Source organism: Paenarthrobacter sp. AMU7, from assembly GCF_041200195.1.
In the GTDB taxonomy this organism is placed as follows: Bacteria; Actinomycetota; Actinomycetes; order Actinomycetales; family Micrococcaceae; genus Arthrobacter.
The window spans coordinates 1,225,377-1,246,908 of the sequence record NZ_CP165735.1 but is presented as its reverse complement, the minus strand read 5'-3'; the positions used below and the strand labels follow the sequence as shown (position 1 = coordinate 1,246,908).

Annotated in this window: 18 protein-coding genes and 1 riboswitch; of the genes, 8 read left to right on the top strand and 10 right to left on the bottom strand. The window is 64.3% G+C overall.

The window, feature by feature from the left end:
* Nucleotides 1–12: 12 nt before the first annotated feature.
* Nucleotides 13–588 carry a helix-turn-helix domain-containing protein gene (locus ABQM86_RS05865; RefSeq protein ID WP_207596613.1) on the bottom strand — a complete coding sequence of 192 codons (576 nt, stop codon included), beginning with the start codon at nucleotides 586–588 and terminating at the stop codon, nucleotides 13–15.
* Nucleotides 589–856: 268 nt separating this feature from the next.
* Between ABQM86_RS05865 and ABQM86_RS05860 the strand changes: the two genes are divergently transcribed.
* Together ABQM86_RS05860 and ABQM86_RS05855 are read left to right on the top strand one after the other, a co-directional pair.
* Nucleotides 857–2,392: a sodium:solute symporter gene (locus tag ABQM86_RS05860; protein ID WP_280627140.1), complete on the top strand. Its 1,536-nt coding sequence runs from the start codon at nucleotides 857–859 to the stop codon at nucleotides 2,390–2,392.
* A gap of 127 nt (nucleotides 2,393–2,519) precedes the next feature.
* Nucleotides 2,520–2,639: riboswitch (SAM riboswitch) on the top strand.
* Between the two features lie 16 nt (nucleotides 2,640–2,655).
* Nucleotides 2,656–2,955, top strand: a complete 300-nt coding sequence (locus ABQM86_RS05855) for a hypothetical protein (RefSeq protein ID WP_207596611.1) — start codon at nucleotides 2,656–2,658, stop codon at nucleotides 2,953–2,955.
* Here ABQM86_RS05855 and ABQM86_RS05850 read toward each other — a convergent pair.
* Nucleotides 2,952–3,143: a hypothetical protein gene (locus ABQM86_RS05850; protein ID WP_207596610.1), complete on the bottom strand. Its 192-nt coding sequence runs from the start codon at nucleotides 3,141–3,143 to the stop codon at nucleotides 2,952–2,954. The two genes, ABQM86_RS05855 and ABQM86_RS05850, sit on opposite strands and share 4 nt — an antisense overlap.
* Before the next feature lie 232 nt (nucleotides 3,144–3,375).
* Here ABQM86_RS05850 and ABQM86_RS05845 point away from each other — a divergent pair, with 232 nt between their 5' ends.
* From ABQM86_RS05845 to ABQM86_RS05835, 3 genes are all read left to right on the top strand, one after another.
* Nucleotides 3,376–4,548, top strand: a complete 1,173-nt coding sequence (locus ABQM86_RS05845; protein WP_369746142.1) for a VIT1/CCC1 transporter family protein — start codon at nucleotides 3,376–3,378, stop codon at nucleotides 4,546–4,548.
* Between the two features lie 84 nt (nucleotides 4,549–4,632).
* Nucleotides 4,633–5,532, top strand: a complete 900-nt coding sequence (locus ABQM86_RS05840) for a matrixin family metalloprotease (protein ID WP_369746141.1) — start codon at nucleotides 4,633–4,635, stop codon at nucleotides 5,530–5,532.
* 109 nt (nucleotides 5,533–5,641) lie between these two features.
* Nucleotides 5,642–6,580: a matrixin family metalloprotease gene (locus tag ABQM86_RS05835; protein WP_369746140.1), complete on the top strand. Its 939-nt coding sequence runs from the start codon at nucleotides 5,642–5,644 to the stop codon at nucleotides 6,578–6,580.
* A 7-nt stretch (nucleotides 6,581–6,587) separates the two neighbouring features.
* Here the strand turns inward: ABQM86_RS05835 and ABQM86_RS05830 are convergent, their stop codons facing one another.
* Nucleotides 6,588–7,727 carry an LOG family protein gene (locus ABQM86_RS05830; RefSeq protein ID WP_369746139.1) on the bottom strand — a complete coding sequence of 380 codons (1,140 nt, stop codon included), beginning with the start codon at nucleotides 7,725–7,727 and terminating at the stop codon, nucleotides 6,588–6,590.
* A 74-nt stretch (nucleotides 7,728–7,801) separates the two neighbouring features.
* On the opposite strand from ABQM86_RS05830, the gene ABQM86_RS05825 reads away from it, so the two are divergent.
* A complete protein-coding gene (locus ABQM86_RS05825) occupies nucleotides 7,802–8,593 on the top strand; it encodes a gamma-glutamyl-gamma-aminobutyrate hydrolase family protein (RefSeq protein WP_369746138.1) in 792 nt (263 codons plus the stop codon).
* A gap of 119 nt (nucleotides 8,594–8,712) precedes the next feature.
* Nucleotides 8,713–11,634, top strand: coding sequence for a chitobiase/beta-hexosaminidase C-terminal domain-containing protein (locus ABQM86_RS05820; RefSeq protein ID WP_280627124.1), 2,922 nt, complete (start codon nucleotides 8,713–8,715; stop codon nucleotides 11,632–11,634).
* Nucleotides 11,635–11,806: 172 nt separating this feature from the next.
* Here the strand turns inward: ABQM86_RS05820 and sucD are convergent, their stop codons facing one another.
* The 6 genes from sucD to ABQM86_RS05790 form a co-directional block, all read right to left on the bottom strand.
* The gene (gene sucD, locus ABQM86_RS05815) at nucleotides 11,807–12,709 is read right to left on the bottom strand and encodes a succinate--CoA ligase subunit alpha (RefSeq protein WP_090820359.1); all 903 of its coding nucleotides are present in this window, start codon (nucleotides 12,707–12,709) and stop codon (nucleotides 11,807–11,809) included.
* Between the two features lie 12 nt (nucleotides 12,710–12,721).
* The gene (gene sucC, locus ABQM86_RS05810; RefSeq protein ID WP_089593935.1) at nucleotides 12,722–13,891 is read right to left on the bottom strand and encodes an ADP-forming succinate--CoA ligase subunit beta; all 1,170 of its coding nucleotides are present in this window, start codon (nucleotides 13,889–13,891) and stop codon (nucleotides 12,722–12,724) included.
* A gap of 264 nt (nucleotides 13,892–14,155) precedes the next feature.
* On the bottom strand, nucleotides 14,156–14,845 hold the full coding sequence (locus ABQM86_RS05805) for a hypothetical protein (RefSeq protein WP_207596604.1): 690 nt from the start codon (nucleotides 14,843–14,845) through the stop codon (nucleotides 14,156–14,158).
* Between the two features lie 22 nt (nucleotides 14,846–14,867).
* Nucleotides 14,868–16,310 (bottom strand): putative Ig domain-containing protein, encoded by a 1,443-nt coding sequence (locus tag ABQM86_RS05800; protein ID WP_369746137.1) that lies wholly within the window; start codon nucleotides 16,308–16,310, stop codon nucleotides 14,868–14,870.
* Nucleotides 16,311–16,448: 138 nt separating this feature from the next.
* A complete protein-coding gene (gene pcrA / locus ABQM86_RS05795) occupies nucleotides 16,449–18,992 on the bottom strand; it encodes a DNA helicase PcrA (protein ID WP_369746135.1) in 2,544 nt (847 codons plus the stop codon).
* A gap of 88 nt (nucleotides 18,993–19,080) precedes the next feature.
* Entirely contained in the window at nucleotides 19,081–19,926 is an 846-nt protein-coding gene (locus ABQM86_RS05790) for an inositol monophosphatase (RefSeq protein ID WP_369746134.1), read from the bottom strand.
* Nucleotides 19,927–19,959: 33 nt separating this feature from the next.
* Here ABQM86_RS05790 and ABQM86_RS05785 point away from each other — a divergent pair, with 33 nt between their 5' ends.
* Nucleotides 19,960–20,586 (top strand): hypothetical protein, encoded by a 627-nt coding sequence (locus ABQM86_RS05785; RefSeq protein WP_207596599.1) that lies wholly within the window; start codon nucleotides 19,960–19,962, stop codon nucleotides 20,584–20,586.
* Between the two features lie 40 nt (nucleotides 20,587–20,626).
* Here the strand turns inward: ABQM86_RS05785 and ABQM86_RS05780 are convergent, their stop codons facing one another.
* Complete coding sequence (locus ABQM86_RS05780; protein WP_369746133.1) at nucleotides 20,627–21,448, bottom strand: DUF998 domain-containing protein; 822 nt, start codon at nucleotides 21,446–21,448, stop codon at nucleotides 20,627–20,629.
* Between the last annotated feature and the right edge of the window lie 84 nt (nucleotides 21,449–21,532).

Here is a 21,532-nt window from a genome sequence, read left to right as displayed (position 1 = left end):
CGGGGAGAAAAACTAGCGGCTCGCCGCCGGCACCAACACCCAGAGCACCTCGACGGTCTCGTCCGTGGGGTTGATCCACGTGTGCGGTTCGCGGCCGGGGAAGGAGAGCGTGTCCCCTTCCTCGAGGTCGTATGCCTCGTTGGTCAGAATGAGCTTGATCCTGCCCTTGATCACGTGCAGGACATCGACGTCGCAGTCCACGGCGTAGAGCTCGTTCTCCCCGCGGCCCCGCGGCTCAATGGTGGCCTGCAAAATCTGGAGCCTGCGTTCGGAGCGGGCCGTCAGCAACCGCTCCACGATGCCTTGGCCACCCAGGGAGATGCGGGGGCCGTCGTCGCGCTTGGTCAGGTGCGTCTCCGGGGCGGCGAACAAGTCACCCACAGAGACCGACAACACCTGGCACAGGGTGACCAGTGAAGCGACCGACGGCGACGTCAGGTCACGCTCCACGCGGCTGAGGAAGCCCTTGGTCAGCCCGGTGGCATCAGCCACCTGCTCAATGGTGAGGCGCTGCGCCTGCCGGGCTGCGCGGATTCTGGAACCGATGGCAACGGGAACATTGCTCGGTTCAACGGGGAGAGCCTTCATTCACGAACCTTTCAGGCCTGTCATCTGGCCCTGTCATTGGAGCAATAGTAGCCGGGAGACGAGCCAACAGGACCAGAACCGGCGGAACCGTGACTAAAGCATCTTGACTGTTACTCCGATCACAACATATCCTCATAGGCAACAAGTGTTGTCTGTGAGGCACACAACACCCTTCCCCAATCTCCAACCATCAGCACAGAGACTTCGACGCTTCGCAGGAGTATCGTCGAAAACCCCAACCTCCGTGCATCAGCTCCAAGGACCGCTCATGGAATCTTCGGCTATAAACATCGCAATCGTGGTGGTGTACCTGCTCGCCATGCTGGCATTCGGCTGGTGGGGCAAGTCCCGCACCAAGAACAACAGCGACTTCCTGGTGGCTGGCCGCCGCCTGGGACCGTTCCTTTACACCGGCACCATGGCCGCTGTGGTCCTCGGTGGCGCTTCCACCGTGGGCGGCGTCGGCCTCGGCTACAAGTTCGGCATCTCCGGCATGTGGCTGGTAGTGGCCATCGGCGCAGGCGTTCTGCTGCTCAGCCTCCTGTTCGCCGGTACCATCCAGCGCCTGAAGATCTACACGGTCTCCCAGATGCTGAGCCTTCGCTACGGCAGCAGGGCCACGCAGACCTCCGGCATCGTCATGCTGGCGTACACGCTCATGCTCTGCGCTACTTCCACCGGCGCCTACGCCACCATCTTCGTGGTGCTCTTCGACTGGGAACGCTGGCTTGCCATCGCCGTTGGCGGCGCGATCGTCCTGGTTTACTCCACCATTGGCGGCATGTGGTCCATCACGCTGGCCGACCAGGTTCAGTTCATCATCAAGACCGTCGGTATCTTCTTCCTGATGCTCCCGTTCGTCCTGAACGCTGCCGGCGGCATGGACGGCATCCGTGAGCGCCTCGATGACACCTTCTTCCAGATCGATGGCATCGGCGCCCAGACCATCATCACGTACTTCGTGGTCTACACACTGGGCCTCCTGATCGGTCAGGACATCTGGCAGCGCGTCTTCACTGCCAAGACCCCCGCCGTTGCCCGTTGGGGCGGCGCCACGGCCGGCGTCTACTGCATCCTCTACGGCATCGCCGGCGCCCTGATCGGCTTGGCCGCCCGGGTGGCACTGCCGGACATCGATGTCACCAACCTCGGCAAGGACGTTGTTTACGCCGAGGTGGCAACCCACATCCTGCCTGTCGGCATCGGCGGCCTGGTCATGGCCGCGGCTGTTGCGGCCATGATGTCCACCGCTTCCGGCGCCCTGATCGCCGCAGCCACGGTGGCACGTGCGGACGTTGTCCCGTTCGTGGCCAGCTGGTTCGGCAAGAACATCAACACCGATGACAGCGAAAACCCCGAGCACGACGTCAAAGCCAACCGCTACTGGGTTCTTGGACTCGGCATCGTGGCAGTACTGATTTCCATGGCGGCTCAGGACGTGGTGATTGCCCTCACCATCGCCTACGACATCCTGGTGGGTGGCCTCCTGGTCGCAATTCTGGGCGGTTTGGTGTGGAAGCGCGGCACGGGCATCGCTGCTGCATGGTCCATGGCAGTTGGATCGGTGCTGACGCTGACCCTGCTGATCCTCTTCGCCCTGGGTGTCATTCCGAGCGCGGACGGCGTCTACGCCAACGAACCGATCTACTACGGTCTCGCCGCTTCGTTCATCGCCTACGTAGTGATTTCACTGCTCACCCCGCCCACTGATCCCGCAGTCCGCGAGGCCTGGGACAAGCGCGTTGCCGGTGCCGTCTCTGAGGAACTCCCGCCTGAGGCCCACCCGGTCAGCAGCCACAAGTAGCGCTGCAAGCAACAGAGCAAAATTCGACGGCGGCGCCTCCCCTTTCCGGGGTGGCGCCGCCGTTGTTTTGTCCCCGGGAAGAGGGCGCCCCAACTTGCTGGACAGCCGTGCGGTAAGGTGGTCCCAGCTTCAAGAGATGTGGTGCCAAGCTCCGACTGGCCACACACCAACCCCATGTTCACGGGTGGTTCGGATGAGGAAGCGGCCCGTCCCGGACCAGAGACAACCGAGCGGGCAAGAGCACTCCCCCAAGGAGCAGTCCCTTGCCGTACCAAGGCGATACCACCCCGGCTACCAGTACCCCGGCAACAACAGCCACCCACACAGTCGCGGTGATTCCCGCCGTCGACCTCTTCCTGGGCACGGTGACCATCACTGCCAAGGCCGGAACCATGCGGTTCGGACATCCCCAACCGCACCTGATCGCGCAGGCGTTGGCCCGAGCGGTCCGGCCGACCCTTTGGTGTGATGCGTCGAGAACCCTAACCGTGACTGTTGCGGCGGCCGGCAAACGCGCCGGCGTGCAGCTTCACTACACACTCAGCCACGAGGAGCCCGCCTAGATTTCCTCGTCTGCTTCGCGGAATTCCTCGGTCTCGTCGATGGGGACCACACGTTCGTCGTCCTCGGGGGCGTCCACTTCTTCCACCCAGGCCTCGTCCACTTCCTGGTCCTCGGCGTAGTCATAGGCCGGATCTGACTCAATGGTGGTCCGTTCCGGGTAGTTGGCGTGTGATTCGGTGGTGTTCATGGTGCAACCTCCGTCTCGTGGGCCGCTCAAGCCCTGTTGAACGTGCGCGGGGTGGGCCCCCGCCCCTGTCCTTCCATCTGAGCACCGGCTAAGTCGGGGGTCAAGGACGGCCGGAAATTACGGTGCGCCGAACATTCCAAGTGAGGAATACCAGCCAAAAAACCGCGCAGATAAGCGGTACAGTGGGGCGTGCAATGGGGCCGCAACTACCCCACCCAGCACAGGAGAGAAAGTGCAACAGCACCAGGAATCCCCCGGTTCGTCGAGCCCAGCTCCGGACCCCACCCCGGAATCGGCAGCCATCGAGAACGTCGGAACGCAACCCGCGGCGCCCTCGCACGCCGACATCCGCCGGTGGCGTCAGTACCTCGCCGACGAGCGCGCCGAGGCCGCGGTCTACCGCGAACTCGCCCAGAGGCGCGACGGCGAAGAACGCCAAATCCTGCTGGCCCTGGCCGAGGCCGAAGGCCGGCACGAGGCCCACTGGCTCAAGCTCCTGGGTGAGCACGCCGGAATGCCCAAGGCCGCGTCAGCCCGCAGCCAGTTCCTGGGATTCCTGGCCCGCAACTTCGGGTCGGTCTTTGTACTGGCCCTGGCCCAACGCGCAGAAGGCCGCTCCCCCTACGGCTCCGAACCCGCGGCAACACCCGCCATGGTGGCTGACGAACAGATCCACGAAGAGGTGGTCAGGGGCCTGGCTACCCGTGGTCGGAACCGGCTCTCCGGGACCTTCCGTGCCGCGGTCTTCGGCGCCAACGACGGCCTGGTGAGCAACCTTTCGCTGGTCATGGGCATGGCCGCCACCGGCGTACCCAGTCCGGTGGTGCTGATGAGCGGTGTGGCAGGTCTTTTGGCGGGCGCACTGTCCATGGGCGCCGGCGAGTACGTCTCGGTCCGCTCCCAGCGGGAACTGCTCAACGCGACGCTGCCCACCCAAGCCACCCTCACGGCAGCACCGTCGTTGGACATCGAACACAACGAATTGGTACTGGTCTACCTTGCCCGCGGCATGACGCGCGAGGCCGCTGAGCATCGCGCCGCAGAGCGCATGGGCCTGTTCAGCTGCGACTGCGATCCCAGCCTCTCCTTGCAGCCCGAGAAACCTCCCACCGACGAGCACGAATCCGTCGGTTCGGCATGGGGCGCAGCGATGTCCAGCTTCTGCTTCTTCGCGTCCGGTGCCATCGTTCCCATCCTGCCCTTCATCTTCGGCATGACGGGCTTTGCCGCCTTGATGGTGGCCGGTGTGCTGGTGGGCATCGCGCTCTTGGCGACCGGCGCCGTCGTGGGCTTGCTGTCCGGGACCTCGCCGCTGAGCCGCGGGCTGCGCCAACTCGCGATCGGCCTGGCAGCGGCTGCCGCCACGTACGGGCTGGGCCTGGTGTTCGGGGCAACCATCGTCTAGTTTGGACGGTTCCCCCCGCAGCCCGTAATGTTGGTTCGTCCTCCGCGCTGCCCCGCGTGACCAGGGCGTGAGGAATGGAGAACCGTGGACTCGGAGCGGGAAACGCGTGCGCCAAAGCACCGGCGGACCGGCACGGCCTGGCACATTCTCCGTGGCGTGCTCATGGCCGGAATTGCCGCTGTGGTGGCAGTGTTGGTCAGCGGATTCCTGCATGGAGACCCGCGGATCACCGCCCTTTTCCCGGGTGTGAGCGTCCCTGGTGCCGCGCACGACGGGACACCCGGGCAGAAGCAGACGGCGCCAGCACGTGCAGCAGACGCCCCGCCGCCCGGATTTGAGGAGGCGGACGCCCCGCTGGCCTCGCCGAAGGTGCCGGAGACTACCAACGAGTCGTATAAGTTCCTGGCTACCAACGACGACGGCACTCCGGTGGGGTACTCGCCATGCCGCCCGCTGCACTACGTGGTGAACGAAGGGTCCGCGCCGGAAGGTTCCGATGCACTGCTGGAGGCAGCGATCGCGAACGTCTCCGCAGCTTCAGGAATCCAGTTCGTCAACGACGGGACCACCGACGAGTTGCCGGTAGACCGACGGGAGCCATACCAACCGGCCAAGTACGGCGACCGATGGGCGCCCCTGCTGATTTCGTGGACCACTCCGGAGGCAGCACCGGCGTTGGCGGACAAAGTCATTGGTACGGGCGGCAGCACCATGTACTCGCTGAACAATGGACCCAAAAGCTACATCACGGGCAGCCTGGAGCTGGACACCCCGCAGGTCGCTGAACTCCTTGCTGATCCCGAAGGCGCCGACTACGTCCTCGCCGTCATGAAGCACGAGTTGGGGCACGTCATGGGCCTGGACCATGTTGATGACCCGGTCCAACTCATGTACCCGGAAATCGGCGCCCCTGACGGCCTTGCGGCCGGCGACCTGACCGGACTGCACCTCCTTGCCTCGGCCCCCTGCCGCAAGGACATCTAACAGCCGGTTCGGGGGGCCATGGACTCCCGGCCTGTCCGGACTTATGCTGGCGGCTACGGTCGACGGCGGCGCCCCACCTCCCGTCGCGGCCTCCACGTCAGGGGGTTCCATGGAACCTAACGGGTCGCCCCAGTGGCAGGACCCCGATCCCCTTCGCCCGCATGATCCTCCGAATGGCCCCTACCGACCCGGGGCCGCGCTGCCACCGGCACCGCCGGTCAAGCACAGCAGCATCGCCGCAATCCTGTTCTTCCTGGGCATCCTCGGCCTGGTGTGCGCGGGGGCGTATTTCAGCGGCGACCTGCAGCGGTTCCTGTACGGCTCCTCCGCCTCGCAAAGCCAGGCACCCCGGCCCGGGTTGGTCCCGTTCGGGCAGCGCCAAGAGCCTGTGCCCGGCCTGGAAGAAGCCGATGCGCCACTGGGAACTCCGGCACCGGTGAACCGGACCAGTACCTCGTACAAGTTCCTTGCCATCAAGGAGGACGGCACTCCCCTGGCCTACTCCCCGTGCAGGCCCATCCACTACGTGGTGAACGCCGATCTCGGGGATCCGTCCTGGCAACCACTGGTGGACGAGGCCATTCGCCAAGCCAGCGTGGCCACCGGATTGAAGTTCGTCTACGACGGCCCCAGTTCCGAGGTCCCCTCCACCAACAGGCAGGGATACCAGCCCGCCAGATATGGTGACCGATGGGCGCCCGTCCTGATTGCGTGGAGCACTCCGGAGCAGGTGCCGCGCCTGACCGGCCAAACCGTGGGCCTGGGAGGGAGCTCCTCGATTGGCCTGAGCGACGGCTACAAGGCCTATGTCACCGGTACGGTGTCCCTGGACGCCCCGCAGTTCGCCGGCATCGTGGACACCTCCGAGGGCAAGGAGATCGGCGTAGCGGTGATCATGCATGAGCTGGGACACCTGCTGGGCCTTGACCACGTGGACGATCCCCGGCAACTGATGTTCGACCAGGCGTCCTGGGTCCGCCAGTACGCTGCCGGCGACAGGACCGGCCTGGCCCAACTCGGCTCGGGTCCCTGCAGCAAGGACTTCTAGCCGCGCCTTACGCCTGGCCGGCCACCACTGCGAGCGCTTCTTCCACGGTGTCCACCAGGAAGATCTTCTCCTCCATGGGTCTTCCCGCGGCCAGGCTCTGCAGCATGGGCCAGGCCGGGAGTGTCCGTTCCCAGTGTTCACGTCCCACCAGCACCATGGGGCTGATGGTTTCGGGCGCTCCGTAGTAGTTCTCGCAGGCGTCCTGGAAGATCTCCTGCACCGTTCCAGCGGCGCCCGGAAGGAAGACGATCCCGCCGGTGCACAGCTCCAGCAGGATGGCTTCCCTGACGGCATTGGCGAAGTACTTGGCAACATGTGTGGCGAACAGGTTGGGAGGCTCGTGGCCGTAGAACCAGGTGGGAATCCCCAGGGTCGGTGTGCCTTCCGGATGACGTTCGACGACGGCGGCTGCTTGCCGTGCCCAAGCCGTCACCGAGGGTCTGAACCCCGGCACTCCGGCGAGGCTTTCCAGCGCGGCCTCAGCATCGGCGTCGGACGTTCCACTCAAGTAGGCACCCAGGTTGGCCGCCTCCATGGCCCCGGGTCCCCCGCCGGTGGCGACGGCAAATCCTGATTGGGCGAGCAGCCGGCCCAACCGGGCGGCGTCGGCGAAGTCGCTGCTGCCGCGCTGGGCGGCGTGTCCACCCATGACACCCACCACTTGGGTCCCGGAAAGTGCCCCGTGGTCCAGGAGTTCGTCCAGGGCATCGCCGATTGCGTGGTCGTGCAGGGCCGCGGCCAGGGTGGCGTCCAGGCTTCCCCGCTGCCCGGGGAGGATACTCCACTGGTAGACCAGGGCGTCGAGGGTTGACTCGTACTCAGTGGCGGAGATGTTCTGGTAGAGCTCCCCTGCCGTGTAGAGGCTGTTCCGGTAGGGATCGAACGGTACGCCGTGAAGCTTGGGAAAGATCAGCGCGCCACGGCGACGCAGGCTCTCTTCCACGCCGTCGTCGAAGGTGCACCCCAGAAAGATCGCGCCTTGGGCATCCATGGACTTGAGCTCCCGTGCGTGGCCACGCAGGTCCAGCGACTGCGCGTGCCAGCCATTCATGGTCCCGGCTCCTGCGGTTACCAGATGGCGGAACTGGACCACGCTTTCTATGTCGAGTGTCCGCGGGCTCGGGTTCAGGGCTCCGGTGCGATTCATGGTTTCAGCGTAGTATCGACGGACCGTGACGCGGGCGTTTGCGCCCCGGGCGGCTGTCCAGTGCATCATGAAACATGAAGAGTTCAGAAGTTGCCCGTCCGCGTATCGGTGTTCCGATCCGTCTTAGCAGTTCGGACACCCCCGATGCCCGGGTGGGCGAAGCCAATCGACTTTTCACCTTCATCGTGGATTTGTTGCGCGAGGCCGGTGCGCAGCCGGTGCTGCTGACGCCGGTGTCGGCAGACAGCGCCGGCCGCCTGGCTGCCGAAATGCAGATGCTCGACGGCGTGCTGCTGCCGGGAGGCGGCGACATTGATCCCCGCTTGTACGGCCAGGATCCCGAGGATTCGCTGTACGACGTGAACCAGGAGCAGGACCATTTGGACGTGGATGTTGCCCGGGCAACCATCGACGCCGGCCTGCCGCTGCTGGGTGTCTGCCGCGGCCACCAGTTGTTGAACGTGCTGTACGGCGGAACGCTGATTCAGGACATGGCCGCTACCTCGGTAACCCACAGTGGCCTGGATCCACACGATCCCGCTGCCGGCGAGTGGGCTTGGCATGACGTTCGCCTTACGGCTGGATCCAAAGCGGCGGCACTCTATGGAGCTCCCGGGGGGACCACCATCAAGATTGCTTCCGGGCACCACCAGGCGGTGGACAGGGTGGGCGAGGGCCTGGTGGTCACGGCCATCGCCGAAGACGGGACGGTGGAGGCCTTGGAGGATCCCACCCGGTGGGTAGCCTCCGTGCAGTGGCATCCCGAGGCGTCCGTCATTCCCGATGCGGAGCGGTTGCTGCCCTTCAAGAAGTTCGTGGACGTTTGCCGGCACTCTATTCACGCTCCCGCAGTTGGGCTACAGTAACTCTCACTGCATCGCTTTCAGTTCCGTCGGAAGTACAGCCAGTACCAACTTCATTCATAGACGTCCGGGGGGCGTCGTAAGTTTGCCGGCTGGGGGGCCCAACATCTGCTCAAAGGAGCATGGTTGTGGACCGTCCAAAATACGCCAGTCGTCCTCTCCTTCAGATTAGCCGCCCTTCTCTCACCAAACGCCTTCTGGGCCTTCTCCTGGGGCCCGCGTTGGTCGTAGGCGGATTCGCCCTCACCACCGCAGCTCCCGCCGCTGCTGCTGAACCGCCGTGCGCGGGCACCGGCGGCGCCATGCAGATCGTGGCGCACACCGACGATGACCTGCTCTTCCTCAGCCCGGACTTTATGCGCGACATTCAGGCGAAGCGCTGCGTCCAAACGGTGTTCGCCACCGCCGGCGAGGCCGGAGAGGGAGCCACCTACTGGCGCAGCCTCGAATCAGGGATCCAGGCCAGCTACGCCAAGATGGCCGGGGTCTCCAACAGTTGGACTACCTCCGATGCCGGCGTCCCGGGACGCCCGCTGACCCTGCGGACCCTCAACGGCGCCCCGAACATCTCCGTGGTGTACATGCGGCTTCCGGACGGCTTCCCCAATGGCTTGGGCAGCGCAGCATACAACAGCCAGAGCATCCTCAAACTCTGGGACGGCCGGCTGTCCTCCATACGCCCGGTGGACAACGCCGCAACCTTCACCAAGTCCCAGTTCCAGTCAGCGTTGAACCGCCTCGTGGCGAACTTCCAGCCCACCACCTTCCGCACCCAGGACTGGACCGGGAACTTCACCAGCCCGTACGACCACAGCGACCACTGGGCCACCGCAAAATTTGCCCAGCTTGCCACCCGCAGCTACACCGGACCGCACACGTCCATGGCCTACGACGCCTATGTCATTGATGAATACGCCCAGAACGTGACCGGGGCTGAGCTCACCGCCAAGGTGGACACCTTTGTGCGGTTCGCTGATTTCGACATGTACGTCTGCAGCAGTCCCGGCGAGGGCTGTCCGGATTCTCCCTACGACGAGTGGCTGAAACGGCAGTACATTACGGCCATCGAGTGGGTGGGCAACGCCGCTAAATCGGCAGGTACCACCGTCACGGCGTCGTCGCAGAAGGCTGCAGCGCAGAGCCCCGAAAAGGTCCGTGACGGTTACCACTGGGGCACTCCAATGGATGCCACGCGTGAATGGGTCTCCGCCGGGGAAAAGGCCGGCAGCTGGATCCAATACAATTTCACCCCCACCCGGACCATCAATGCGGTCACCCTGTCCGACCGCCCCCTCCTGACGGATCAGATCACCGGCGGGAACCTGCAGTTCTCGGATGGAAGCACTGTGGCGGTCCCGTCCCTGCCCAATAACGGATCGGGGCTCACCATCAAGTTTCCTGCCAAGACAGTGAGCTCGGTACGGCTCAACATCACCTCAGTCAGTACCGGCACCACCAACGCCGGGTTGGCCGAATTTGAGGCCTACCTTGGCGCGGACACCGTGGCCCCCGTCGTCACCGCGGCACCCCCGGGTGGAACCTACGCGGTGGGCCAGTCCATCACCCTGACCGCCAATGAAACATCCACCATTTACTACACCACCAATGGAAGCACTCCCACGACGGCCAGCAGCAAGTACACCGCTCCACTGACGTTGAGCGGCCCGCTGACCCTGAAGTACTTCGCCGTGGACAGCGCGAACAACGCCTCCGCTGTGGTCACGCAGACCTACTCCACGGGCCCGGATGTTATCAAGCCCGTGGTGACCGCCAACCCGGTGGGTGGCCAGTATGCTCCGGGCACCACCATCACACTGTCCGCGAACGAGCCCGCCGATATCCGATACACCACAGACGGTACCGATCCTCTGACGGCCGGGCTTTCCTACACCACGGCGATCCCCTTCAACGGTCCCGGCCCGATGACGTTGAAGTACTTCGCCAGGGATACCGCGGGCAACGTTTCCGAGGTGGCCACCCAGACTTACACCGTGCCACCGGACACTGCGGCCCCCACTGTGACGGCCAACCCCACCGGCCGGGCCTTGGCCAGTGGAGCCACCATCGCACTGTCCGCCAATGAGCCTGCCGCCATCTACTACACCACTAATGGCAGTACGCCCACGGCCACGGAGTCAGCCACCAACATCAAGTACAACGCCGCCAATCCGATCGTCATGGGCAGCTCCACACTGGTGCTCAAGTACATCGGCGTAGATACCGCCGGCAACACCTCGGCTGTGGGGACGCAGACCTACACCGTGCCTGCAGCGGGACCGCCGTCGGCCCATGACTACGACGGTGACGGCCGCGCTGACGTACTGGCCGCCGATACTGCCGGAAACCTGTATCTCTACCCCGGCAACGGATCCGGCGGACTGGACCCCAGGAAGATCGCGCTGGCCGCACCAGCCTGGTCCACCATCACGGACACCGTCACCCCCGGCGACTTCAACAAGGACGGCAAGCCCGACCTCCTGGCACGGGCGGGTGACATCCTCTGGTTCTACCCCGGCGACGGGGCAGGCAGCTTCGGGGCACGTACCCAGGTCAGCACGGGCTGGAGCACCATGACGCAGCTCTTCTCCCCCGGCGACTTCAGCGGCGATGGCATCCCTGATTTCATCGGCCGTCGAAGCAACGGCGAGCTCCGCTTGTACGAAGGAAACGGCACCGGAGGACAGCGGACGCCCTACACGGTCGGCTGGGGCTGGGACGTCATGAATGCCATCTTCAGCACCGGTGATTTCAACGGCGACGGCAAGGGAGATGTACTGGCGCGGCGGACCGACACAGGCGCATTATGGCTGTATCCGGGAAATGGTTCCGGGGGCTGGCTGCAGTGGACGCAGATCGGCACGGGCTGGGGAACCCGCACTGCGATGGCCGGGCCGCGGGACCTTGACGGCGACGGCAAGAACGACGTCGTAGGCCGCATCGGAGACACCTTGTGGCTGTATCCCGGATCGGGAGGCGGAACGTTCAGCAGCGTACCGCCGATCAGCCTCGGCACCGGCTGGCAGGCCATGAAAGTCATCGCCTAGCCGGCCCCATGAACCTGGCGCGGGTCGGAGTTTTCCCCCAGACTCTTCGGCCCGCGTCAGCCATGTCCAGCACGTGGAAAGACCATCGCTTAAAGCGCGACGACGGCCCGGTACCTTCCGTGGGGAAGGCGCCGGGCCGTCGTCGTACTTCAGGTGCCTTTCGGCGATAAACCTAGAGCGTTGCGAAAACTTCGCGCAGCAGCTTGGCGGTCTCGGACGGCGTCTTGCCGACCTTCACGCCGGCAGCTTCGAGAGCTTCCTTCTTGGCCTGTGCGGTGCCAGCGGAGCCGGACACGATGGCGCCTGCGTGGCCCATGGTCTTGCCCTCGGGAGCCGTGAAGCCGGCAACGTAGCCCACAACCGGCTTGGTGACGTTGGCCTTGATGAAGTCGGCTGCCCGCTCTTCAGCGTCGCCACCGATTTCGCCGATCATGACGATTGCCTTGGTCTCGGGGTCAGCTTCGAACGCAGCCAGGGCGTCGATGTGCGTGGTGCCGATGATGGGGTCGCCACCGATACCAATCGCGGTGGAGAAGCCGAGGTCGCGGAGTTCATACATCATCTGGTAGGTCAGGGTACCGGACTTGGACACGAGGCCGATGGGGCCCTTGCCCGTGATGTTCGCCGGGGTGATGCCCACCAGGGCTTCGCCCGGGGTGATGATGCCGGGGCAGTTCGGCCCGATGATGCGGGTGATCTGCTTGCCGTCAGCGTCAACCTTGGACTGGGCCAGTGCCCAGAATTCGGCGGAATCCTGAACCGGAACGCCTTCTGTGATGACCACAACGAGGCCGATGCCGGCTTCGATGGCTTCAACAACGGCGTCCTTGGTGAATGCCGGCGGGACGAAGACGATGGAGACGTCTGCGCCGGTTTCAGCGATGGCTTCCTTGACGGTGCCGAAGACGTTGATTTCCTTGTCGCCGTGCAGGACCGTGGTGCCGGCCTTGCGGGCGTTGACGCCACCAACAATGTTGGTGCCCGCCTTGAGCATCAGGGCGGTGTGCTTGGTGCCTTCGCCGCCGGTGATGCCCTGAACGATGACCTTGGAGTCTTTGTTGAGGTAGATAGACATTGTCGCGTCCCTTTACTTAGCTGCGTTGGCGAGCTCGGCAGCCTTGTCGGCGCCCTCGTCCATGGTGGCGGCCAGGGTTACCAGCGGGTGGTTGGCCTCGGTCAGGATGCGGCGGCCTTCCTCAACGTTGTTGCCGTCGAGGCGGACTACCAGCGGCTTGTTCGCGGAGGAACCAAGCTCAGCAAGTGCACCCACGATGCCCTTTGCCACGGCGTCACACGCAGTGATGCCACCGAAGACGTTCACGAACACGCTCTTGACCTGGGAATCGCCAAGGATGACGTCCAGACCGTTGGCCATGACCTCGGCGGAAGCTCCACCGCCGATGTCCAGGAAGTTGGCGGGCTTGACGTTGCCGTGGTTCTCACCTGCGTAAGCGACGACGTCGAGGGTGGACATCACGAGACCGGCGCCGTTGCCGATGATGCCTACTTCGCCGTCCAGCTTGACGTAGTTGAGGTCCTGGGCCTTGGCCTTGGCCTCGAGCGGGTCAGCTGCGTCCTTGTCTTCCAGCGTGGCGTGGTGCACGTGGCGGAAGTCAGCGTTCTCGTCCAGGGAGACCTTGCCGTCGAGGGCGACGATCTCGCCTGCGCCGGTGCGGACCAGCGGGTTGACCTCAACCAGGGTTGCGTCTTCCTTCTTGAAGACGTCCCACAGCTTCAGAATGACGTCGGCGACTTTGCCGCGCAGTTCTTCAGCGAAACCTGCAGCTGCGACGATCTCGTCAGCCTTTGCCTGGTCGATGCCCACAGCGGGGTCGATGGCGATCTTGGCCAGGGCCTCGGGACGCTCGACAGCAAGCTGCTCGATCTCCATGCCGCCCTCTACCGAGCACATGGCCAGGTAGTTGCGGTTGGCGCGGTCCAGGAGGACCGAGAAGTAGAATTCCTCGGCGATGTCAGCACCCTGGGCGATCATCACCTTGTTGACGGTGTGGCCCTTGATGTCCATGCCCAGGATGTTGGTGGAGTGCTCAAGTGCCTCTTCGGCAGTCTTGGCAACCTTGACGCCGCCAGCCTTGCCGCGGCCACCAACCTTAACCTGTGCCTTGACGACAGTTACGCCGCCGATCTTCTCGGCAGCTGCCTTTGCTTCTTCAGGAGTGTGCGCCACGATGCCGGCGAGCACGGGTACACCGTGCGCTTCGAACATATCGCGCGCCTGATATTCAAACAGGTCCACGGTTTAGTGTCCTTCTACGTCGAAGTAGTTTTCTGTTCAGCCGGGAACCGCGATGACCGCGATAGCCAGCTGCGGAAAGTACGCGGTAACAACCAGGATTGAAGCCGGTCACATTGCGTAAGGTCCTCTCGGAACTTTAGCCCTATGAGGAGTCCCGCCAGCTACACACTACCTGTTAAGTGAGTAACCTTACACTTCTATCTCCTGTAGAAAAACCGCAGAATGGCGCGGTTTTTGGGCCTTTCGCCGCCCGTCCGTCCGGCCTCAGCCGGCCTGTTTCAGGTTCCCCGTGACTGTTTTGCCGCCGTCGGAAATCAGTTGGTACCCCTCGGGAGTCACGAAGAATGCCACGCCACCGGAGACGTTTCCGCAGGCAACACCGCTGTTGTAGGCAGAGCAGCGCAGCCCGTTGCGCTCGATGTTCTGCCCATCGGCCAACTCCCGCAGCTTGGAGATGGGCCCGTTGCGGCTGCCTTTGGGCCCAAACTCCGACTCCATTTGTGTTACGCCGGAACGACATGAGCCGTAGACGGCTTTGTCCGGCGAGAGGAGGGCCGTGCCGCCGAGGTAGCCCAGGCCCGTTCCGGCGCAGTCATCGGCGATGTCGGCCAGGTCCGGCTTGGCATACTTGGCCAGTTCGCAATGAGCCACAGGGACTACGGCGAACTTGTTGTTGGCGGCGTCCGAGTAGGAATTGGCCTCGTAGGGCAAGTTCAGGTGGCCACCCCTGGCGGATGTCAGGGCGCACACGATGGTGCGGTCCTTGGTGACGAAGGCGGTGACATCCTCGCCTGCGGACAGGGTGGTCTGCTCGGTGACGGGAACCTGTTTCAGTTGCTCCAGGGGCGCCAACGGGGCCGGAGGGACGTAGTCCGGATCCTCCGTGGCGAAGGAACACCCTGTGGTCAAGACCAAGAGCGCGGCAGCAAGAATCCCCAAAACAGTCCGTCGCATGCCACCAATTATGCCGGTTGCCTCACACCGGGCTGCTTCGCCGGCGCCTGAGGCTGTTGATCGCCGTCAGGGCAGCGCCCGCAGCCAGCAGACCCACGGCAGCCCACAGCGTGGCGTTCAGGCGTCCGGACTCCAAGCCGGTCGCCGCGAGTTCAACGCCGGTAAGGTCAGCGCTGGTAAGTTCAGCGCCCGACGCCGGGACCACCGCTCCTGCCGGTGTCACCGCCGCCGGAGGTGCTGGAACTGCCGGCGGCGGCGGGTTCTCCGCGGGTGGCCGGGTGGCCAGGACCGTCACGGTCGTCCAGAAAATGCGCTGCTTCAGCTGATCGGAGTCGCGGACCCACACAGCGATACTGAAACTGCCAACGCGGGTGGGTATCCCCGTAAGGAATCCGTTCGCATCCACCTCCAAACCCTCTGGCCCGGGATCGCTCGACGACAGACCACCGGCAAAGTGCCTCCGCGTGGAATAGCCGAAGACGTAGGGGGCTACTCCCCCGGTTGCCTCTGCGATCTTGGCCGAGTAGGGCTCGCCCAAGACAGCCGGCGGAACGTCGAATCCAGTGGTCTGCATTCCCAAGGCATGGACGATGATGCTGGACGTCCTGTCCGAGGAACCGAAACGGTCTTGGACACGGAGGATAAATCCATAGGTACCCGCAGTGGTCGGCACTCCGGAAACCGATGCTTCGCGGAGCTCAAGGCCCGGGGGAAGTTGCCCCGAGACCAATGAGATCCGGGCGTGCTCACGGTCTACCCCGGAGTACTGAAGGAACTCGTCGTAGTGCCACCCCACCACACCGTCGTCGAACGTGCCCATGCCCGGCAGCAGCTCGGCATCCGACACGTAGACGCTCGGCGGGTAGTAGCTTTTGACCTCGATGTTTATCTGTTCAGTCAGTGTTTGTTGGGGATCCGATGAGTCTGAAACAGTGACCGACGGCGATGGGCTGTACAGCTCTGTAGGTGTTCCTGTGAAGCTCAGGGTCGCGGAGTCGAAAACCAAACCTGCCGGGACATCGGTCGCCACAACGGTGTACGGAGCGGTCCCGCCGACAACCTGGAGCTGAGCCTCAAACGGTTTGCCCACGAAAGCGAGGTCCTCGCTGATCTTGACCGACAACGGGGCTGTCGCCTCGATGACGGCTTTTTCGACGGCGGGTGCCTGGGCTTCTGCAGGGCTGACGGTTGGTGACGGGGTCGCCGGCGAAGCGTCGGGAGCTGAGGGGCTCGCGGTTGCTGTCGGCGTCGGACTGGCCGTCGGGCTCGCTGTGGGGCTGGGAGTGGCACGGCCGGTAGCCGTCGGACTGGCGGTTGCTGCCGGCTCGCTGGACGACGCTGACGGCTCCGCATCGGCTGTCCCAGGAGGAGCGAACTGGAGCGCCATGGCGCTCACCACGGCCCCAACCAGCAGCAGCCTCGAGGCCTTAGCCAATAATCGACGTTCCCCAGCAAAAGAGCCCACGCGCGTCCTCCCCCACAGGAATACAACCTTTTTGGCGTTGCAAGGTGGGGCAGCAAACAGACGGTGGCCCCAGTGCAACGCCCGGTCAGTCTAGGCCGGGAAGGAGATCAGGACAATGGGTACGGCACCCTGCGAAGCTTAAGCATCCAGTTTGGTCAGCGGCGCGTAGCGCAACAGCAGGCGCTTCTCGCCGACGTCGAACTTCACCTTGGCCACTGTCTTATCGCCGGCACCTTCGACGCCCAACACCACACCATTGCCGAAGCTCGTGTGGTTGACCTTGTCCCCCACCACCACGGAAATGACTTCCTTTTGCGGCTGGACCCTGTTGCGTGCGACGGCGGCAGGAACGTCGGCGTCGAACCCTGCAGTGGGGCTGGCGGCAGCACCGCGTGAGGTGCCCGCTCCCCAGAACGATCCGCCATAACGATTGGAGCCGATGGGGGCGCTGCCCCAACCGCCCGCCTGGCGGCTCATGCCTTCGCGCTTCCACTCCACCAGTTCGGAGGGTATTTCTTCGAGGAACTGGCTGGCAGGGTTGTACTGGCTTTGGCCCCACATGCTGCGGACTTCGGATCGCGTGACGTAGAGCCGCTTGCGGGCGCGGGTGAGGCCCACGTAGGCGAGCCTGCGTTCTTCAGCGAGTTCCTTGGGGTCCGTGGCTGAGCGCTGGTGCGGGAAGATCCCGTGCTCCATGCCGGTCAGGAAGACCACCGGGAACTCCAAGCCCTTGGCGGTGTGCAGGGTCATCAAAGTGACCACGCCCATGCGCTTGGCCTCGGCCACGGCGGCATCGATGTCAGCGCCGGGAGCATCGGGAATCTGGTCGGCGTCCGCTACCAGGGACACCTGCTCCAGGAACTCCCCCAGGGAACCTTCGGGGTTGTCGCGTTCGTACTCGCGGACCACGGCCACGAGTTCGGCGAGGTTCTCCACCCGGGATTCATCCTGCGGATCAGTGCTGGCCCGCAGCCCCGCAAGATAGCCGGTCTGCTCCAGGACGGCTTCCAGCGCGGCAGCGGCACCGGAACCTGACGCGACCTCGGCGAGGTCATCCATCAGCTTCACGAAACCGAGGACCAGGTTGACCGAACGGCTGGCCATTCCGGGCGCCTGGTCTGCGCGGCGGGCTGCCGCCATGAAGGAGGACCGCTCGCGTTCCGCCAGGGCAGCAACGGCGCCTTCGGCCCGGTCACCGATCCCGCGCTTGGGTTCGTTGAGGATACGGCGCAGGTTGACGTCGTCGTCCGGGTTCACCAGGACGCGCAAGTAGGCAAGGGCGTCCTTGATTTCCTTGCGCTCATAGAAGCGGGTGCCGCCCACCACTTTGTACGGCAAGCCCACCCGGACCAACACGTCTTCTATGGAGCGTGACTGGGCATTGGTCCGGTAGAAGATGGCGACGTCGCCGGGCCGCAGGTTTTCCTCGTCCTGCAGGCGGTCGATTTCCTTCGCGATGAACTGGGCTTCATCGTGTTCGTTCTCGCCCACATAGCCAACGATCTTCTCGCCATCGCCCTCGGCGGTCCACAAGCGCTTTTCCTGGCGGTTGGGGTTCCGCGAGATCACCGAGTTGGCGGCGCTGAGGATGTTCTGGGTGGAGCGGTAGTTTTGCTCAAGCTTGATGGTCCGGGCATTGGGATAATCGGCCTCGAACTCCACGATATTGCGGATATCCGCACCGCGGAAAGCATAGATGGACTGGTCGGAGTCGCCCACCACGGTCAACTCGCTGGGCTCGACGTTGGTATCTGTGCCTACGCCCACGATTTCCCTGACAAGGGCGTACTGGGCATGGTTGGTGTCCTGGTACTCATCCACCAGGACATGCCGGAATCGGCGCCGGTAGGACTCAGCGAGCGCAGGGAAAGCGCGGAACATGTAGACGGTCTCGGCAATGAGGTCGTCGAAGTCCATGGCGTTGGCTTGGCGGAGGCGCTGCGTGTACCCCTTGAAGACTTCCGCCACGGCGGTGTCGAAAGGGTCGTTGTAGTTCGCCGACGACGCGTAGGAATCAGCGTCGATCAGCTCATTTTTGAGTGCTGAGATCTTGTGCTGGATGGCCTTGGGCGCGAACTTCTTGGGATCAAGGTCCAGGTTCTTGGCTACCAGGGTGATCAGGCGCAGGGAGTCCGCGGAGTCGTAGATGGAGAAGTTCGAGTTCAGACCCACCGTGGTGGCTTCCCTGCGCAGGATGCGGACACAGGAGGAGTGGAACGTGGAGATCCACATGGCCTTGGCCCTGCCGCCAACCAAGGCTTCGATGCGTTCCCGCATTTCCGCTGCCGCTTTGTTGGTGAAGGTGATGGCCAGGATTTCCCCGTGGTGGGCGCGCTTGGTGGCGATCAGGTAGGCGATCCGGTTACTGAGGACACGTGTTTTGCCGGATCCCGCACCGGCCACAATCAGCAAGGGGCTGCCGGCGTGCTTGACGGCTTCTTCCTGCTGCGGGTTCAGCCCCTGCAGGAGTGCATCGGCAGACGGAAGTCCCGACCCTCCGGTGTTGCCCCATCCTCCCGACGCCGGCCCGTCAGCAGTGTCCGACGACCCGCTGCTGCCCCCTTGGAGGCGGGCACCGGCAGCGCCTCCCCCTGAGTGGGAAAGCTCCGGGGCAGCCTTGGCTGCGGCTTTGGTGCCTGCTTTGAAGGGTCCGTCTGCGTAGGGGTCAAACAACATATCCATGGTGCCTACCAGTCTAGGCGGTGGCCCCGACACAATAAGGCGCCGGGTAGTCGGCCCTCGCCAAGCGACGCTGCAAACGCCTCAGCGACTAAGCAAACTGGGGAACCGAGGCCAGCGCGGCGCTCAACCCGCGCACCGCCGTCGGGCCTCCAGCGACGAACCAGTTCAGTCCGTTGACCTTCACGACGGCGGTGTCCCCGCCTGCTGCGCGGACGATCGCTTTTCCGGGCAACCAGTCCCATTCCGGGCAGCTGTGTTGGAACCAACAGCCGAGTTCGCCGTCGGCTACGCGGCCGAGGTCGCACGAACCCGAGCCGAACATGCGCAGGGACGCCGCGGTGACCGCAGCGGCGTGCCAAGGCATTGCCGCGCGGGGATCTGCCAGCCAGGTGGGATGAATATAGGTGGCAGCGCTGATTTCACCCACGGCACGGTCACCCGAGCCGGAGATCGGTTCGCCGTTCAACGTGGCGGGGTGTCCTTCCCCGCCGAGCCACAGCTTGTCCAGTTCGGGCTGGTAAATGGCGCCGAGCAGCACGTCCGGATCTGCAACGGGGTTGGTTCCATGGTCGGAGCCGTCCCGCTTGAGGGCGATCGCCGAGCACCAATAGGTGGATCCGTGCAGGAAGTTATAGGTGCCGTCCACGGGGTCAATCACCCAGGTTCGGCCGCTCGTTCCCGCCACGGACGCACCTTCTTCGCCGAGGATGCCATCCTCAGGCCGGCAGCGCCGCAACTGTTCCAGAACATACGCCTCGGCTGCGTGATCGGCTGCAGTGACGACGTCGGACACCGAGGTCTTGCGTTCGCCCTGCAGGCCTCCCATCCGCATGAGCAGCGCCAACTGGCCTGCCTCACGGACCAGCGCGCTGGCCAGTTGGTAGTCATTCAGTGTTGGATCGAGTTCAGTTGCTGTGTGCCTGCCGGTGGTCATGGTTCCAGCTTATGTGGCGGGATAATGAATGACATGGCCAAGACACCAGCCCAGCGCATCAAGAAGCACGGAGCAAAGGCAGTGGTTCCTGATCACACGCTGCCTCCCGTGATCAACACCACCACCCAACGCACCCCGCAGAAGGCGCAGAGCAACTCCAAGCTCATTGTGATCGCGGGCGTGGTGGCCAGCTTGTTCCTGTTCTGGTATCTGCACCTGCTGACGTTGAACCAGATGACCCAGCTCTCAGGCGGCTTGGCCATGCCGGATTCATTGATCGGCGGATTCTCGCAGGAATACGTCAGTCAGCTCCGCGCGGCCATGGACGAATCCGCGCGCGGCCAGCTGAACTACGTACACAAGACCGCAGGCACTTTGTTTCCCCTGATTTTCGGCTTCAGCTGGCTCCTGCTCATCGGCACCAACGTGGCCCGGAAGTCATGGCGTTGGGCCATGTGGGCGGCTCCGATGCTGTTCGCCGTGGCCCATCTGTGGTCCAACGTCGCCATCGATTCGATGCTGGCTTCGGACGCGCCCGACGCCGGATCGGTGGCTTTGGCTTCCGGCCTCACCATCGCGTCGTGGGTACTGTTCCTGGTCAGCCTCGGGTGCGGCGTGCTGGCTGTTTTCCTGGGACGGAAGAGCGCACAGCCCTCCTGACAATCCGCCGGTGCTTGGTCCGCGCCCGGCGCATCCCTGGTTACCGCAACCGTGCCGCTTTCCGTTCCGTGTGCACCCGCTGCGCGATGACCAAACCGGCGGCAGCCAGCCCTATGGTCACCGGATACCCCATGAACCGCTCCAAGAGCCCGGGCAAGGGCACCTCCATCCCGGTGAGCCCGCCGATAATAAGCGCACCGATACAGATCAGGCCGCACGCCCCAAGGAACCAGCTCATCGGTGTCTGCCGGAACCACAGGATGCCCAACAGCAGCAGCGCGAAACCACCACCGATGAAGAACATCAGTGCACCCGCAAAATGCCAGGGCGAGCCGAGGTCTTCGGGCACCAGGCCAACAATGACGGTTCCGACGCCGGCCACTCCGGTGAGGACACGGATGGCCACAGCCAGGATCCACGGCACGGTCAGCACGCGGGCCGGAACGGACCCAGCGCCACCCGCCCCAGCCCTACCAACTCCGGCCCCACCCGCAACTGACCGGAATCGGCGGGCCGCCACACCCGGCTTTGCCGCGACGCACAGGAGCCCCGCGGTCAGGAACAACGCACCCAGCACCAGGGCCAGTCCCTGCACCACGAACGAGGCATTCATCAGCACGTGCAACGGCGAGCACACGGCCCGGTCCTCGTACACACCGCAGGACACTGCTCCGAGGTCGCTGATGTATCCGGTGGCCCGGCTGTAGGGCTCGGGGCCCGCCCACGCCTGGATCACGGCGGCCTCGGCCACGAAGTACTGGACGACGCTCAACTGCGCCCACCCGCCGATGTTGGCCCGGATGTTATGGAGGTCGGGAAAGAACGATCCGGCCTGCGCCGGTGCAGTGGAAGGCCCTGTCATGCTCGCCAGCCTAGCGGTGTTCGGGCAGCGCCCCGGCAGCTTGTATGCTTGTAGTCGTGTCCGGGCCCCTGAGCTCCAGCAGTG